Source organism: Sorangium sp. So ce1036 (genome assembly GCF_051369805.1).
GTDB lineage: Bacteria > Myxococcota_A > Polyangia > Polyangiales > Polyangiaceae > Sorangium > Sorangium cellulosum_F.
In genome coordinates this window covers 4,178,912-4,193,215 of the sequence record NZ_JBBMOX010000001.1, presented here as the reverse complement: position 1 = coordinate 4,193,215, position 14,304 = coordinate 4,178,912, and the positions used below count along the sequence as shown (strand labels likewise).

10 protein-coding genes and 1 tRNA gene are annotated in these 14,304 nt (G+C 71.6%); 3 read left to right on the top strand and 8 right to left on the bottom strand.

The genetic code is table 11. From position 1 onward, the window contains the following. Positions 1 to 106: 106 nt before the first annotated feature. The 5 genes from recJ to WMF31_RS15920 form a co-directional block, all read right to left on the bottom strand. On the bottom strand, positions 107 to 1,897 hold the full coding sequence (gene recJ, locus WMF31_RS15940; protein WP_436602761.1) for a single-stranded-DNA-specific exonuclease RecJ: 1,791 nt from the start codon (positions 1,895 to 1,897) through the stop codon (positions 107 to 109). 84 nt (positions 1,898 to 1,981) lie between these two features. Next, entirely contained in the window at positions 1,982 to 3,223 is a 1,242-nt protein-coding gene (gene secF / locus WMF31_RS15935) for a protein translocase subunit SecF (RefSeq protein WP_436602760.1), read from the bottom strand. 74 nt (positions 3,224 to 3,297) lie between these two features. Further along, positions 3,298 to 5,451, bottom strand: coding sequence for a protein translocase subunit SecD (gene secD, locus WMF31_RS15930; protein ID WP_436602759.1), 2,154 nt, complete (start codon positions 5,449 to 5,451; stop codon positions 3,298 to 3,300). Between the two features lie 55 nt (positions 5,452 to 5,506). Continuing rightward, positions 5,507 to 5,953, bottom strand: coding sequence for a preprotein translocase subunit YajC (gene yajC / locus WMF31_RS15925; protein ID WP_129349051.1), 447 nt, complete (start codon positions 5,951 to 5,953; stop codon positions 5,507 to 5,509). 215 nt (positions 5,954 to 6,168) lie between these two features. Next, positions 6,169 to 7,311 carry a transketolase gene (locus WMF31_RS15920; protein WP_436602758.1) on the bottom strand — a complete coding sequence of 381 codons (1,143 nt, stop codon included), beginning with the start codon at positions 7,309 to 7,311 and terminating at the stop codon, positions 6,169 to 6,171. Positions 7,312 to 7,770: 459 nt separating this feature from the next. Between WMF31_RS15920 and WMF31_RS15915 the strand changes: the two genes are divergently transcribed. The 3 genes from WMF31_RS15915 to infC all read left to right on the top strand — a co-directional run bounded on the left by WMF31_RS15915 (position 7,771) and on the right by infC (position 10,909). Continuing rightward, positions 7,771 to 7,842 (top strand) — tRNA-Val (locus WMF31_RS15915). Between the two features lie 30 nt (positions 7,843 to 7,872). Further along, complete coding sequence (gene thrS / locus WMF31_RS15910; protein ID WP_436602757.1) at positions 7,873 to 9,930, top strand: threonine--tRNA ligase; 2,058 nt, start codon at positions 7,873 to 7,875, stop codon at positions 9,928 to 9,930. 259 nt (positions 9,931 to 10,189) lie between these two features. Next, a complete protein-coding gene (gene infC, locus WMF31_RS15905) occupies positions 10,190 to 10,909 on the top strand; it encodes a translation initiation factor IF-3 (protein ID WP_436602756.1) in 720 nt (239 codons plus the stop codon). Positions 10,910 to 11,185: 276 nt separating this feature from the next. Here infC and WMF31_RS15900 read toward each other — a convergent pair whose 3' ends face one another. The 3 genes from WMF31_RS15900 to WMF31_RS15890 form a co-directional block, all read right to left on the bottom strand. Next, positions 11,186 to 12,751 (bottom strand): serine/threonine protein kinase, encoded by a 1,566-nt coding sequence (locus WMF31_RS15900; protein WP_436602755.1) that lies wholly within the window; start codon positions 12,749 to 12,751, stop codon positions 11,186 to 11,188. A 163-nt stretch (positions 12,752 to 12,914) separates the two neighbouring features. Continuing rightward, positions 12,915 to 13,607 carry an SMI1/KNR4 family protein gene (locus WMF31_RS15895; RefSeq protein WP_436602754.1) on the bottom strand — a complete coding sequence of 231 codons (693 nt, stop codon included), beginning with the start codon at positions 13,605 to 13,607 and terminating at the stop codon, positions 12,915 to 12,917. Between the two features lie 105 nt (positions 13,608 to 13,712). Beyond that, on the bottom strand, positions 13,713 to 13,982 hold the full coding sequence (locus tag WMF31_RS15890; RefSeq protein WP_436606565.1) for an Hsp20/alpha crystallin family protein: 270 nt from the start codon (positions 13,980 to 13,982) through the stop codon (positions 13,713 to 13,715). Positions 13,983 to 14,304: the final 322 nt, after the last annotated feature.

The following is a 14,304-nucleotide window of genomic DNA, read 5'->3' as shown; positions in this document are numbered from 1 at the left end:
GAGGGGCTCGCGCTCCGGCGAGCCCCTTATTGTGGCTCGCCTGCGCTTCAGCCCCTCCGGTGAGCATCCAGAGCGCCGCGCCACCGCCCGGGCCCGCCGCGAACGCTCAGTGCGAGGCCGCGACGTGCTCGATCCTGATCTCGACGGCATCCCCGCCGCGCCAGGCGTCGCGCCGGAGCCGGCCCACCACGTCGACGCGCCCGCCGGCGAGCCGCGGCGCGAGCGCGCCCAGCTCGAACCCGAAGCAGGCGATCTCGCGGCGGGCAAAGCTGAGCTCCAGCTTGAGGTGGCCCTTCAGGTTCCTCGCCGAGCGCACGGCCGCGCCCGGCACGAGCACATGGGCCGGACGGTTGCCCTCGCCGCACGGCTCCAGGCGCTCGAGGTCGCGCGCCACGACCGCCGGGTCGTCGCGATCGTCGAGCCGGGCGTGGGCCGTCGCCTCCGCGGCCGCGGGCGGGAGATCCTGCTCCCGGAAGGCGTCGCACCACGCCGCCCGAAGCGCCTCGACGCGGTCGGCGCGCACCTCGACGCCGGCCGCCGCCTGGTGGCCCCCGAAGCCGACGAGCTCGGCGCGGCAGCGCCCGAGCGCGTCGTGGAGCCGCGCGCCGGCCGGGCCGCGCACCGAGCCGCGCCCCTTCTCGCCCTCGAGGCCGATGACGATCGTCGGCTTGCCGTAGCGCGCCGTGATCCTGCCCGCGACGATGCCAACCACGCCGGGGTGAAAGCCCTGCCGCGCGATGACGATCGCCGGGTCCCGATCGAAGCCCGCCCGCTCGATCTCGGCGAACGCGGACGCCAGCATCTCGTCCTGGATGGCGCGCCGCTTCATCTGCGCCTGCTCGACCGTGGCGGCGAGCGCCGAGGCGGTCACGCTGTCCCGCTCGAGCAAGAGCGAGAGCGAGACGTCAGGATCCCCGAGCCGCCCCGGCGCGTTGAGGCGGGGCGCGATGCGGAAGGCGATGTCCTCCGCGGACGCGCCGCGGCCGAGGTCGAGGTTGGCGAGCGCCGCGAGCGCCCGGAGCCCGGGCCGCGCGCCGGTCTGGAGCACGCCGAGGCCGGCGCGCACGAGCGCACGGTTGTCGCCGGTGAGCGGCGCGACGTCGGCGACCGTACCGATGGCCACGAGATCGAGGTAGGGGCGCAGATCCAGCGAGGATCCGAGCTTCTTGCGCACGGCGGCCAGCACCGAGAGCGCGAGGCCGCACGACGCGAGCCCCTTGTACGGGAAGCCGCAGTCCGCGCGGTGCGGGTTCAGGAACGCGAGCGCGGGGAGCGGCTCTTCGGGCACGAGGTGGTGGTCGATGACGACGCAGTCGATGCCGGCCGCGCGCGCGGCGGCGAGCCGCTCGTGATCGCTGGAGCCGCAGTCGCACGTGATGAGCAGCGTGGGCGACGCGCGCCGCACGCGCGCGAGCGCGGGCGCGGACAGGCCGTAGCTGCCCTCGGCGCGCGTCGCGAGGAGCGGCGTCACCTGGCCCGAGAGGGCGCGCAGCGCGCCGGTCATGATGGCGGTCGAGGTGACTCCGTCGCAGTCGTAGTCGCCGAAGACGACGATCCGCTCGCCGGCGCGCACGGCGCGCGCGATCCGCTCGGCGCTCGCCTCGCGATCGGCCATGGCGTCGGGCGACGTGAGGTGCGAGAGGCGCGGGTCGAGGAAGCGCCGGGTCGCCTCGTCCGGCGCCCGGCCGGCCCGGTACAGGATGTCCGCCACCGTGATCGACAGCCCCAGGGCGCGCGCCATCGCGAGCGCGTCCGCGGACGCCTCCCCCGGGTCCGCGATGCGCCCCTCGCCGAGCGCGCCCGCGTCGCCTTGCGCTCCGTGGGAGGCGGGCGTCGGGGTCTCGCGCTCGGCGAGCTCCTTCCAGCCGTCCACTGCCGGCGTCGCCGTGCTCGTCATCGGGGGAGCGGGTACACCGGCGCGGCGGAGGTGTCCACGGCCAGGGCGCGGGGGACGCGAGCGACCGCGACCATGGCGCCGCGCTCAGACGACGGCGTCGGCGCGCTTCTGCGCGCGGACGCGGCTCACCTTCTTGCGCTTGCTGCCGCTGGAGCCGAAGAACTTGCGGTCGATCCACTCGGTGAGCGGCGCGGCGATGTAGATGGACGAGTACGTGCCGACGGCGATGCCGACGACGAGCGTGAACGCGAAGTCCTTGATGACGCCCGTCCCCCAGAACAGGAACATCAGGAGCGACAGCAGCGTCGAGGCGGACACGAGGATGGTGCGCCCGAGCATCTCGGAGAGCGAGAGGTTGATGACCGCGGGGAAGCTCATGTCCCGGTGCTTCGCCAGGTTCTCGCGGATCCGGTCGTAGACGATGACGGTGTCGTTGATCGAGTAGCCGACGATGGTCAGCAGCGCGGCGACGGTCGAGAGGGTGATCTCGCGCTGCGTGAGGATCATCGCGCCGATCGCGATGACGACGTCGTGCGCGATCGCGACGATGCCGCCGGGCGCGAACCGGATGTCGAACCGGAACGCGATGTACACCATGATGAAGAGGAGCGTGATGAGCACGCTCTTGATGGCCGCGTCGCGCAGCTGCGCCCCGGCCTTCGGCCCGATCCACTCCACCCGGAGCGCCTGGTCCGGCACCGCCTCCGCGCCGAGGTGCTGCTGGAGCCCGTCCATCAGCTGGTCGCCCTTGGACTTCAGGTAGAGCTCCACCTTGTGGTCGCGCTCGCTCACGACGTTCGGGTTGTTCGCGCCGGGCCGGAGCTCGACCCCCTCGACGCCCTCGAGCTGCTTCTTGATCCCCTCCAGATCGGGCGGGACGTCGTAGCGCGCGGAGATCTTGTCGCCGCCGGGGCTGAACTTGACCTCGCTGGCGCGCACCGCCGGCGGGCAGCGGTCCTCGGGGACGGGGGCGCCGTCGGGCGGCAGGCACATCCGATCGCGCAGCGTCTCCTGCTGCTGCTCGGAGAACGCGGAGACCTCGTGCACCCGGATGAGGTAACGGTGCGGGTTCGCTGGATCGGCGACGGACACGACGTCGGGCGAGTCGAAGCCCGCCTTGGTGACGGCCTCGCGGACGTCGGCGCTCGAGACCGGGGTCTTGAACGCGACCTCGACCTCGGTGCCTCCCTTGAAATCGGTCCCGAGCCTCGGCCCCGGCACGAAGAACGCGATGATCGAGAGGACGAGCAGCACCGCGCTGAGGCCCATGAAGAGCCAGCGCTTGCTCATGAAGTCGAACTGGCGGCCGTGTTTGATGAGTTCCATCGTCGTGTCTCAAGTCGGAGCGCCGCGCGCGCGGTCTCCTCATAGATCGGAGATCCGCGCGCGCGGCCTCCTCGTCATCCGAGCGAGAGCTTCTTGACCTTCCGGCCGCGGACTGCCCAATCGAACATCAGGCGGGTGCACACGACGCCCGTGAACAGGCTGACGGCGATCCCGACGATCAGCGTGATGGCGAAGCCCTTGATGGGGCCCGTGCCGTACTGCGCGAGGATGAGCCCCGAGATCAGCGTCGTCACGTGGCCGTCGAGGATGGCGGTGAACGCCTTGTCGTAGCCGACGTCGACGGCGGCGCGCGGGCTCTTGCCGTTCCGGAGCTCCTCGCGGATGCGCTCGTTGATCAGCACGTTGGCGTCGACCGCGATGCCCATCGTGAGCGCGAGGCCGGCGATGCCGGGCAGCGTCATCGAGGCGCCGAACATCGCGAGCACGGCGATCTGCAGGACGAGGTTGAAGAGGACGCCGACGTTCGCGATGAGCCCCGCGCGGCTGTAGACCACCAGCATGAACACGAGCACGAGCGAGCCGCTGATGAGCGCGGCCTTCGTGCTCCGCTCGATCGCGTCCTTGCCGAGCGACGGGCCGATGCGCTGCTCGTTCGACGGCGAGATCGGGGCCGGCAGCGCGCCCGACCGGAGCACCAGCTCGAGCTTGCGCGCGTCCTCCAGCTGCTGCTCGGGGTTCTGCGAGCCCATCGTGATCTGCGCGCGGCCGCCGCCGATCTTCGTCTGGATGACCGGCGCGCTCTCAACCTTGTCGTCGAGGATGATCGCGAACCGCCGCTTGACGTTCCTGCCGGTGATGTCCTCGAACCGGTCGGCGCCGAGCGGGGTGAAATCCATCGACACGTACCAGCCGCCGAGGCCGCCCTCGCTCTGATCCGGGAGCGCCTGTGCGTCGCGCACCATGTCGCCCGTGATCTCGGCCTTGCTGAAGAGGAAGTACGTCCGCCAGCCGATCTCCTCGATGGCGTCCGTCTCCTCGTCGTACTCGTACAGCTTGCCGAAGCCGATCTCATTGTCCGGCGGGACCTGGAGCGTCGCGGTCCACTCGCGCAGCCGCTTCAGGGTGTCGCGCATCTCCTCATGCTCGGCGCGCACCATCCGGGCGAAGTGGACCGGCTTGGTCTTCCCGGGGCCGACCGGCGCGTTCTCTATCGAGAACGTCAGGCCCTTCGGGAGGTCCTCCTCCTTGGTGGTCCTGGCGATCGACTCGAAGAAGTCGTTGTCGTCGTCGACCATCTTGAACTCGAGCCGCGCCGTCTGGCTGATGATGTCGCGGATCGTGTCGAACGCCTTGTCGTCGTCGCCGGGGACCTCGATGATGATGTCCTCGTCGCGCGTCGAGACGCTCGCCTCCTTGAGGCCGAGGCCGTCGACGCGGCGGAGCACCGTCTCCTTCGCCTGCGCCACCGCCCGATCGCGGATGTTGCTCGACACCTCGTCGCGGATCCGGAACTTCGCGACGCGGCGGTCCGCCGAGCGCTGGAGCTGCATCTCCCCGAGGAACTTCGTCAGGAACGCGTCGTTGATCTTCTCCGCGTCCGCGGGGTCGTCGAAGGTGATCGTGATCGTGTCGGTGTTCTCGCGCGACTTCTCGATGCGGAGCTTCGTCTGGAGCTTCTGCATCTGCTCGATCGTCGGCGGCGCGTCGCCCTCGTGGAAGCCGAACGCGGTGGCGAGCTCCGCGCGGAGATCGTCGTAGTACCGGTCGCGCTTGTCGTTGATCGCCTCGTCGACGTCGACCGAGTACACGAGGCGGAGGCCGCCCTTGAGATCGAGCCCGCGCACCAGGCGGAACGGGATGTTCGAGGTCAGAAACCGGCTGAAGCCGAGATCGCCGCGCTTCGCCTGGGTCTCCTGCTCCGCCAGCTCTTCGGACGACAGCCCGGACTGGTCGGGCCGGCCGTAGCGCTCGTCGTGGTAGGTCGGGAAGATGCACAGCGCCGCGCCGAGCGCGAGGAACAGCGCGAAGCCCGTCTTGGCGCGCCACGCGAAATCGATCCACGGCCCGGTGCAGAAGAGCGCCCAGGGCACCATCAGCCCGAACGTCGCGAGCGCCCAGAACACGTGGTAGTGGGCGGCGAGGGCGGCCGCGCCGGCGGAGAGCGCCGCCCACGCGAACACGCCGCGCCGCGAACGGCTGAGCCACGCACCGAGGAGGCACAGGCCGGCGACGCCGGCGAACCCGTACTGGAAGATGTTTAGGAGCATGGAGTGTGGCGCCGCGGTGGGCGGTAAAGGGCTTCCTGGTGGGCCGAGCGCCGGCCTACGACTTCTTGTCCTTCGCCGATTCCTTCGCCTTGTCGGCGGCCTTGGCGTCCGCTGCGACCTCGCCAGGATCGGCGCCCTGGATCGCGCTCTTCAGGATCTGCACGTTCACGCCGGGCGCGATCTCCAGCTTCACCCGGGGTGAGTTCGGGTTGATGTCCGTGATCCTGCCCAGGATCCCGGACTGGGTGAACACGCGATCGCCCACCTTGAGGTTCGCCTCGAGCTGCTTCTGCTTCTTGTTCTGGCTCCGCGTCATCAGGAAGATGAGCAGCAGCGGCAGCGCCAGGATGAGGAACGAGAAGGCGCCCCCGCCGAACGGCGCGGGCTGCCCCTCCTGGCCGCCGGCCGGCGGCGGCGACGGTTGACCTTCAGCAGGCGCCGCCGGCGCGGCGCCCGTTCGCCCGGGGGCGGGATTCGGCTGGAACCAGTTTGAGCTTGCCAAGGTGACGCGTGTCTCCGGCCCCGACGGGGTTCGCCCGCAAATTACGGGCCTGTCCCAACCCCCGGGGCTCGCCTCCATACCCAGGATCCATGGGTCGCGCAAGGAGCTAGGCGGGCAGCCTCACCGGGACCCGGTGGGGATTCCCGGGCTCAGGGCTTTTCCGCTCCGCGCGAACGCGGCGGGCACGCCCGCGACGGGGCGGGCAGCGCGCGGCGTCAGCCGTCGCTGCCGAACACCACGAGCCGGCGGGCCCGCTCGCCGCTCGCGATCTCCGCGAGCGAGAGGCGCACCTCGCGCTCGGAGATCGCGCCGTCGATCGTCGCGAACGTCGCGGAGATGATCGGCGGGATGCGCCCGACCCCCGGGAAGCCCGGGGCCCACGTGAGCGCATCCGCGAACGCGGCCTTCACGCCGGCGGCGACGGGCCCGGACGGCGCGAGGGGCACGTCGAGCGGCTCGAGCACCACGATGGCCCTGGCCCGCCCGAGCGTCTTCACCACGTCCGCGCTGAAGAACGGCCGGAGCGCGCGCACGCCCATGAGGCCGACGCGCCGCCCCTGCGCGCGCAGGCTGCGCACGACCTCGCGCGCCGCCGGGAACGCGCAGCCCACGGCGACCATGATCTCCTCGGCGTCGGCCGTGTCGACGCGCTCGATCGCGCCAAGCGGGCGGCTGGTGAGCTCGCAGAGCTCCCGCATCGCGCTGGTGAGCGCGAACGGCACGCGCGCGGCGAAGCTCCGCTCGGCCCGCTTGCGGATGACCCCGCGCCCCTGCGGGCGAGGGCCGCCGTCGTCGTCGGTGTCCCCCGGCGCCACGTCCTTGAAGGTCGGCGCGGTCCGCTCCGAGCCGAGGAAGCCCGCGGCGAGCTCGCGGGCCCCGCCGAGCGCGGCCACGTCCGACGGCAGCGCGTCGACGATGTGAAGGAACGGTGTCTCGCTGTCCTCGGCGGCGCGCCGCGCGACGAGCACCATGTCGGCGGCTTCCTGGTTGCTCCAGGTGACGAGCACCCCCGCGCCGACGTCGAGCGCCGGCGCGAGCTCGTCGCGCCCCACGGCGAGGCCGCCGCGCCGCTCGATGACGTGCACCGTGATCGGCATCCGCACCGCCGCCGCCTCGCCGAGCGCGGCGAGGGCCCCGACGAGCTCGTGGGCGCCCAGCACGACGCTCGCCCGCTGCCCGGCGCGCGCGCGCTCCACGGCGCCGCGGATCGCGAGGGTGGCGCTCGCGGCGCGCTCGATCGGCAGATCGCCGGGCACCGCCGCGTGCGCGGCGAACAACACGCTGCCCGCGGCCACCTCGACGGTCGCGATCACCGCCGCCGGATCCGGCGGCGAGCCCAGGCTGTCCGGTGCTGTCATCCAGCGGTTCGTCACCCGAGGCGCACGCGAGGTCAAGCGCGAGCGCGCGCGCATTTCGGGCAGCGACCGGCCTGAAGTGACGCAGCGATCACGACGACCCCGTCTGGACATAAGTCCGCGCGATGCGGCTTTTGCCGCGCCGGGCGCGCGGGGTGGCGACGCGGAGCATGGAGGGTCCACGCTCGCCTCGCCCCTGACGGTCCGCGCTCGCCCTGACGGGAGCCCCCGCCCTGCACCGGGGGCACTGGCGGCATGCGCCCCCCGCTGGGCGCCTGAGCGTGGCCGAGCCCCCTGAACGCCCCGAGCGTGATCGACGCGTGGACGCGGCATCCTCGCGAGCATCGGTCGCCGGAATCGCCGGAATCGCCGTCGCCCCAAAAGAGAGCTTGACGGTTCGATCTGCCCTTGCTAGGAGGCGCTCTCCGTTTCGACGGACCTCAGGGTCGCGGGGCGGGACATAGGCGCGTAGCTCAGTGGTAGAGCACTACCTTGACACGGTAGGGGTCGCCGGTTCGAAACCGGCCGCGCCTACAAATCAGCAGGAGTAACCTGCGAGGTTTCATGGCCCTCGATCAGACCGCCGAGGCGGCCCGCACCACGGTGCGCGAGGCTCTCGCCGATGATATCGCCAAGGATCGCACCGTCATCGGCGCCAAGGTCAACGGCCGCCTCCTCGACCTCCACACCCCCTTCGTCCGCGACGCCTCGACCCGGATCGAGCCGGTCCGGACGAACGATCCCGACGGCCTGCGCATCATCCGGCACTCGACGGCGCACATCATGGCCGACGCCGTGCAGCGGCTATTTCCTGGTACGAAGGTCACGATCGGCCCCGCCATCGACGCGGGGTTCTACTACGACTTCGACAAGCCGACCGGCCCCTTCACGGACGAGGATCTCGCCAAGATCGAGGCGAAGATGCGCGAGATCATCGCCGCGGGTCGCCCGTTCCGGCGCGAGGTAGTGAGCCGCGACAGGGCGCACGAGCTCTTCGCGCAGATGGGCGAGACCTACAAGCGCGAGCTCATCGACGCGATCCCGGAGGGCGAGGACGTCTCGCTTTACCGGCACAGCGACGGGGATCGCGAGTGGGTCGACCTCTGCGAGGGCCCGCACGTGCCGGACGCCTCGGTGCTCCAGGCCATCAAGCTGGTCAGCGTGGCCGGCGCGTACTGGCGCGGCGACGAGCGCAACCCGATGCTCCAGCGCATCTACGGCACGGCGTTCCCGAGCCAGGCCGCGCTCGACGAGCACCTGAAGCTGCTCGCGGAGGCGAAGGAGCGTGATCACAGGAAGCTCGGCAAGGAGCTCGAGCTCTTCATGTTCCACGAGGTCGCGCCGGCGATGCCGTTCCTCCTGCCGCGCGGCGCCCACGTGGTCAACGCGCTCGTCCAGTACATGCGCGACCTCTACGTCGACTACGGCTACGAGGAGGTCATCACGCCGCAGATCTTCGACAAGCGGCTGTTCGAGACGAGCGGGCACCTGCCGAATTACCGGGAGAACATGTACCTCCCGGTCACGGCGGAGCACCTCGACGCGGCCCGGCTCGCGCTCCGGCTCGGCGTCTCCCCGGGCGACGCGGACGCGGCGAGCTACAAGGAGGCCGACAAGCAGCGCGACGCGGCCGTGCTGGAGCAGCTCGCGGAGCTCGAGCGGCTCGCGCAGAAGCCGATGAACTGCCCGAGCCACTGCCTCATCTTCGGGCAGCGACGGCGCAGCTACCGCGAGCTGCCGTGGCGGCTCGCCGACTTCGGGCGGCTCCACCGGTACGAGCGCGGCGGCGTCGTGCACGGCCTCGCCCGGGTGCGGAGCTTCTGCCAGGACGACGCGCACATCTTCTGCGCGCCCGAGCAGATGCAGGGCGAGATCCAGGCGTTCCTGCGGCTCCTGCTCGAGGTGTACGCGGCGTTCCGGTTCTCCCGGATTGACATCAAGCTGGCGACCCGTCCCAAGAAGCGCATCGGCACCGACGCCCAGTGGGACGCGGCGGAGGGCGCGCTCGCGGACGCGCTGAAGCACGCGGGGCTCCCGTACGAGATCGCGCCCGAGGAAGGCGCGTTCTACGGGCCCAAGCTCGAGTTCCACGTCGAGGATGCGCTGCGCCGGAGCTGGCAGCTCGGCACCATCCAGGTGGACTACGCCCTGCCCGATCGCTTCGAGCTCGAGTACACCGGCGCCGACGGGGCCGCTCACCGCCCCGTGATGCTCCACCGGGCGATCCTCGGCTCGCTCGAGCGGTTCTTCTCGGTGTACCTCGAGCACATCGGGGGCGCCTTCCCGGTGTGGCTCGCGCCGGAGCAGGCGATCATCGTCACGGTCAGCGAGAAGCAGGCCCCGTACGCGGAGGAGGTGGTCGCTCATCTCCGGCGCCGCGGGCTCCGGGCGAGGGCCGATCTCAGCTCGGACAAGCTCGGCGCCAAGATCCGCGCGGCACGGCTGACGCGTGTCCCGTACGTGGTCGTGGTCGGCGACAAGGAGGCGGAGGCCCGCAAGGTCGCGCCCCGGTCGCGCGACCTGAACAAGGACCTCGGGGCGATGCCGCTCGAGGAGTTCGCCGACCGGCTCGCCGCGGAGGCGAAGCCCCCTCGCCTCGCGGTGAGCGCATCCGCTTCGTGACCTGCCGTTCCCGCCGGACGCCGACGCTGGCGCCGACGCTGGCAGGCCCCCTCCCCCTCTTCCTGACGAGCCCGGCAGGCCTGAGCTCCGGTACGCCCGCACGCCGCGGTGGTGGTCGTGCTTGCCGCCGTTGCCTGCGGCGCCAAGTCAGGCGACATTGGCATGGCGATGGCCGCCGCGACCGGTACCGGTCGGAGGGCGGCGGCGCGTCGCGTTCAGAAGCACGGACCACAAGGAGGCAGCGAAATATCACATGGCGATGAGACGCTTCGATCCGCGGCAGGCCCAGAGGGGGCCGCAGATCCGCATCAACCAGCGCATCCGCGTCCCGGAGATCCGCGTCATCGGCGATGATGGCGAGATGCTCGGCATCATGCAGACCCACGAGGCGCTGCGCCGGGCACAGGAGAAGGGGCTGGATCTCGTCGAGGTCAACCCGAAGGCGGATCCCCCGGTCTGCAAGATCCTCGACTTCGGCAAGTACAAGTACGACGAGAAGAAGAAGGCCCGCGAGGCGAAGCGCAAGCAGAGTGTGGTGGAGATCAAGGAGATCAAGCTCCGTCCGAAGACGGACGACCACGATCTCGAGTTCAAGACCCGGGCTGCCCATCGGTTCCTCGGCGCCGGCCACAAGGTGAAGTTCACGGTGCGCTTCCGCGGCCGCGAGATCACGCACCCGGAGAAGGCGCAGGAGCAGCTCGACTGGATCGTCCAGCAGTGCGAGGAGATCGCGAACGTCGAGGTGCGCCCGATGATGGAGCAGCGCACGATGACGCTGATGATGGCGCCCAAGCCCGCCATCCTGCAGCGGGTCGCCCAGGCCCGCGCCGCCGCCGAGAAGGCCCGCCAGAAGGCGCTCCAGGAGGGACGCGCCGCTCCCACGGCAGCCGACGCGGAGGAGGAGGAGATCGAGAAGCTCGAGAGGCAGCTCGAGGAGCAGGACGACGACGACGACGACGACGCCGCGGAGGCGAGCTAGCCCCGCCGCGGGAGCTCTCTCTGACAGGTCAGAGAGAGCTCCGAGGCGCCAGGGTCGCCAGGCGCGAGAGCGATGGGGGCGGCAGGCCCCCTCCCATCAATCCCCCGAGCTCTCGGCGCGCCGGCGGCCCCCTCTCTCCGCCGGCCTTTCCGCAGCAACGCCAGGAAGCTCGGTGAGACGCGCGGCGCGCCGCGCGGACCCTTGCGACCGGCGCGGCGGCTCCGCGCGGCGCGGCCCCCCCCGCGCCGCGCGGAGCCGCCGCGCCGGTCGCGAGGGTCAATGCGGGATCAGACCGCCGAGCCACGCGCCCGCGGCGAGGGCCGCCAGCGCGGCGACGAGCAGCACGGCCTTCACGGCGCCGCCGCTGCCCCGGGCCGGGTGGACCGGCCGCGGCGCCAGATCGGGCGGGGCGGTCGCTGCGAACGGAGCTGTCGCCGCGGGCGGGGCGGTCCCTGCGAGCGGAGCTGTCGCCGCGAGCGGGGCGGTCGCTGCTGGCGGAGGGAAGGCCGGCGGGGCGAGCGGCGGCGGGGCGAGGGCGGGCGACGGCGGCGCAGGGCGCTGCGGCGCGGGCGCGAGCTGCGGGGAGGCCAGGGTCGTCTCGGGTCTCCTCGCGAGCGGCGGCTCCACAGGTGACGCCGCGGGCGGAGCACCCCCATCCGGCTCCTCGAGGGCGGCGAGGTTGCCCACCTCGACGGCCACCGCGGCGAGGGATCGCCGCATGAGGTCCTCGCCGGGCGCCGAGACCTTGATCTCGTCCGCCCACTTGCCGATGTCCTCGAACGCCGAGATTTTGAGCGGCTCGTTCAGCCGCGCGGTGCTCGGCGCGGCCTTGCTGTCCGGGAGCGACGTGAACTCGAGCAGCGTCTCCTCGATCAGCTTGTCGATGAACGACGCCTTGTCCGACGCGGGAGCCCGCCTGCGCAAGGCCATGGCGCTGCGGACGTGCTCGGCGATGTCATAGGCGCTGACCGGCCGGCCGAACTTGTAGAGGAAGTTCGTGAGATCCCTGCCGAACTCGCGCGCGGAGCGGTACCGCGCGTCGGGATCCCGCGCGAGGGAGCGGGCGATGATGCGATCGAGCTCGGGGGGGACCGCCTTGTTGATCTCGGCGAGCGGCGGGATCTGCGCCTGCTGCACGAGCTTGACGGTCTGGTAGTCGGTGTCGCCGAGGAACAGCCGCTTCCCGGCGAGCATCTCCCACAGGATGGCGCCCACGGCGAAGATGTCGGTGCGATGATCGACCTCGAGGCCCTGCGCCGCCTCGGGCGAGAGGTAGCTGAACTTGCCCTTGATGATGCCGGCCTCGCTCTTCTCGAGCTGGCTCGTCGCCTTGGCGAGGCCGAAGTCCACGATCTTCACCTCGCCGTACTTCGTGATGAGCACGTTCGGGGGGGACATGTCCCGGTGCACGACCTTGAGCGGGTGCCCGTCCGCCGCCTTGAGCTCGTGGGCGTACGTGAGCCCCTCGCAGAGCTTCGCCGTGATGAACACCGCAGACTCGACCGGGATCGTGCGGCCGGCCTTGCGCATGGACTCGAGGACGGCCTTCAGGTCGGCGCCGTCCACGTACTCCATCACGATGAAGTACGCGTTGTCGCCGACGCCGATGTCGAACACCTGCGCGACGTTGGAGTGGGAGAGGTGCGCCGACAGCCGCGCCTCATCGAGGAACATCGCGATGAACCGCTTCTTCTCGCTGAGGTGCGGGAGGACGCGCTTGATCGCGACCTGCTTCTTGAACCCCTCGATCCCCGCGCTCTCCGCGAGGAAGACCTCGGCCATGCCGCCCGAAGCGAGCCGCTCGATGACCCGATAGCGCTGCTGCTGGTGGGCTTCCGTCATGCTCCGCCTAGTACACCACGTCCCGCGCCGCGCGCGGGAACAACCGGCCCCGTGCCCCGGGGCCTCGCGCGCGGCGCCGCGCGGCGTGTGCGCGCCATGGCGTGGCCCGAGGACACAGGCCGCCCACAGGCAGCGCTGAGCCCGCTCGGGAGACGACCCCGGCTCAGCCCGTGAGCGCGCTCCTCGCGGCGAGGCGCGGCGCGGGCGTGAGCGGTACCGCCACCGCGCGCGCGCGGCTCCTCGGCGCGATCACGGCGCGCAGGCGCGGCGAGAGCTCGAGCTGCGCCGCGGCGATCCGGCGGCGATCCTCGAGCTCCGCGGCGAGCATGTCCTTCACCATCTCGAGGAGCTCCGGGAAGCCCGAGAGCCGCAGCCCGATGTCGTTCGTCCAGAGGATGACCGCGAGCTCACCGTCCTCCGCCACCGCGTCGACGTCCCAGGCGAAGACGGTCTCGGCCGTCGGATCGATGCCGAACGGGACGAGGGTGCGCCGCGGGCGCTCGCCGGCGCGGCCGCGCGCGCTCCCCTCCACGGCGTGGCCCTCGCCCTCGCCGTGCGCCTCCTCGACCTCGCCGTGCTCGAGCACCATCCGACCGACATCCATGAACGTGCCGCGCGCGAGCGCGCGCACGCCGAGCAGGCTCGCGCCCGCGAACAGCTGCGGCCACCCGTCGTGCAGCGAGAGCAGCTCCCGGTAGCTCGGCGGTAGCGGCATCCCCAGGCGACGCTCCACGGCGACGATCGCCGACTCGGACGCGCCGGCCGGCGGCGCGATCGGCATCCCCCGCCGCGGATCGAGCCGCGCGAGCTCCAGCTTGAGCGCGCGGATCCGGTGCATCGATTCGAGCCAATCCATGCGCGCGACCCTATGCGCAAGGCGCCGGAAAGAGCAAAAAACGCGCGATCCTCCTCTGGCCTGCCGGGCGGGGCGCGCGCCGCGCGCCCGCGGGTCGCCGCGCGCTCAGGAGACCGCGAGGGCCTGGGCCTCCGCCGGCTTGCCGCTCAGCAGCTTGCTCGCCGCCTCCGCGCCCAGGCGGATGGGGATGCGCCGCGGCCTCGACTCGGGCCGCCTCGCCACCCGCACGGTCAGCACGCCGTTCTGCAGCGTCGCCGAGACATGATCCATGTCGTAGTGCTCGCCGAGCACGAACGAACGGGTGAATTCGCCCTGATAACGTTCGCTCCGGACCAGCGCCGCCCCGCCGCTGTCCGCCTTGCGGTGAGCATGGATGGTGAGAGTTCCTGCATCTCATGAGGTTTCTTCCTTGCATTCCTCATGAGCGGTCCGGAGGGGCCCCGAGCCGTAGGACGCCAGATCAAGGAGATACCGGCGCACGGGGGTGCTCCTGGTCAAGATGGGAGAGCTCACCGCCTCTGTGCCGGATCGACCGGTATCGAGTCGGGGGCGCGCGGCTCAGGACCCCTTCCGGACCTGATCCAAGGAGTAAACACCGCTCCCCGCATGTCAATACCGCCCGTCGCGCCGGCCGGGGCGGGCGATCATGTCCACGACGGTGAGGTGATCCGGTGTGGCCCAGGTCGGGCCTCCAGCG

What these genes read in the sequence shown, in the direction of transcription:
- recJ (WP_436602761.1), bottom strand. Translation starts at nt 1,897, where the DNA reads ATGACGAGCACGGCGACGCCGGCAGTGGACGGCTGGAAGGAGCTCGCC.
- secF (WP_436602760.1), bottom strand. Translation starts at nt 3,223, where the DNA reads ATGGAACTCATCAAACACGGCCGCCAGTTCGACTTCATGAGCAAGCGC.
- secD (WP_436602759.1), bottom strand. Translation starts at nt 5,451, where the DNA reads ATGCTCCTAAACATCTTCCAGTACGGGTTCGCCGGCGTCGCCGGCCTG.
- WMF31_RS15920 (WP_436602758.1), bottom strand. Translation starts at nt 7,311, where the DNA reads ATGACAGCACCGGACAGCCTGGGCTCGCCGCCGGATCCGGCGGCGGTG.
- thrS (WP_436602757.1), top strand. Translation starts at nt 7,873, where the DNA reads ATGGCCCTCGATCAGACCGCCGAGGCGGCCCGCACCACGGTGCGCGAG.
- infC (WP_436602756.1), top strand. Translation starts at nt 10,190, where the DNA reads ATGAGACGCTTCGATCCGCGGCAGGCCCAGAGGGGGCCGCAGATCCGC.
- WMF31_RS15900 (WP_436602755.1), bottom strand. Translation starts at nt 12,751, where the DNA reads ATGACGGAAGCCCACCAGCAGCAGCGCTATCGGGTCATCGAGCGGCTC.
- WMF31_RS15895 (WP_436602754.1), bottom strand. Translation starts at nt 13,607, where the DNA reads ATGGATTGGCTCGAATCGATGCACCGGATCCGCGCGCTCAAGCTGGAG.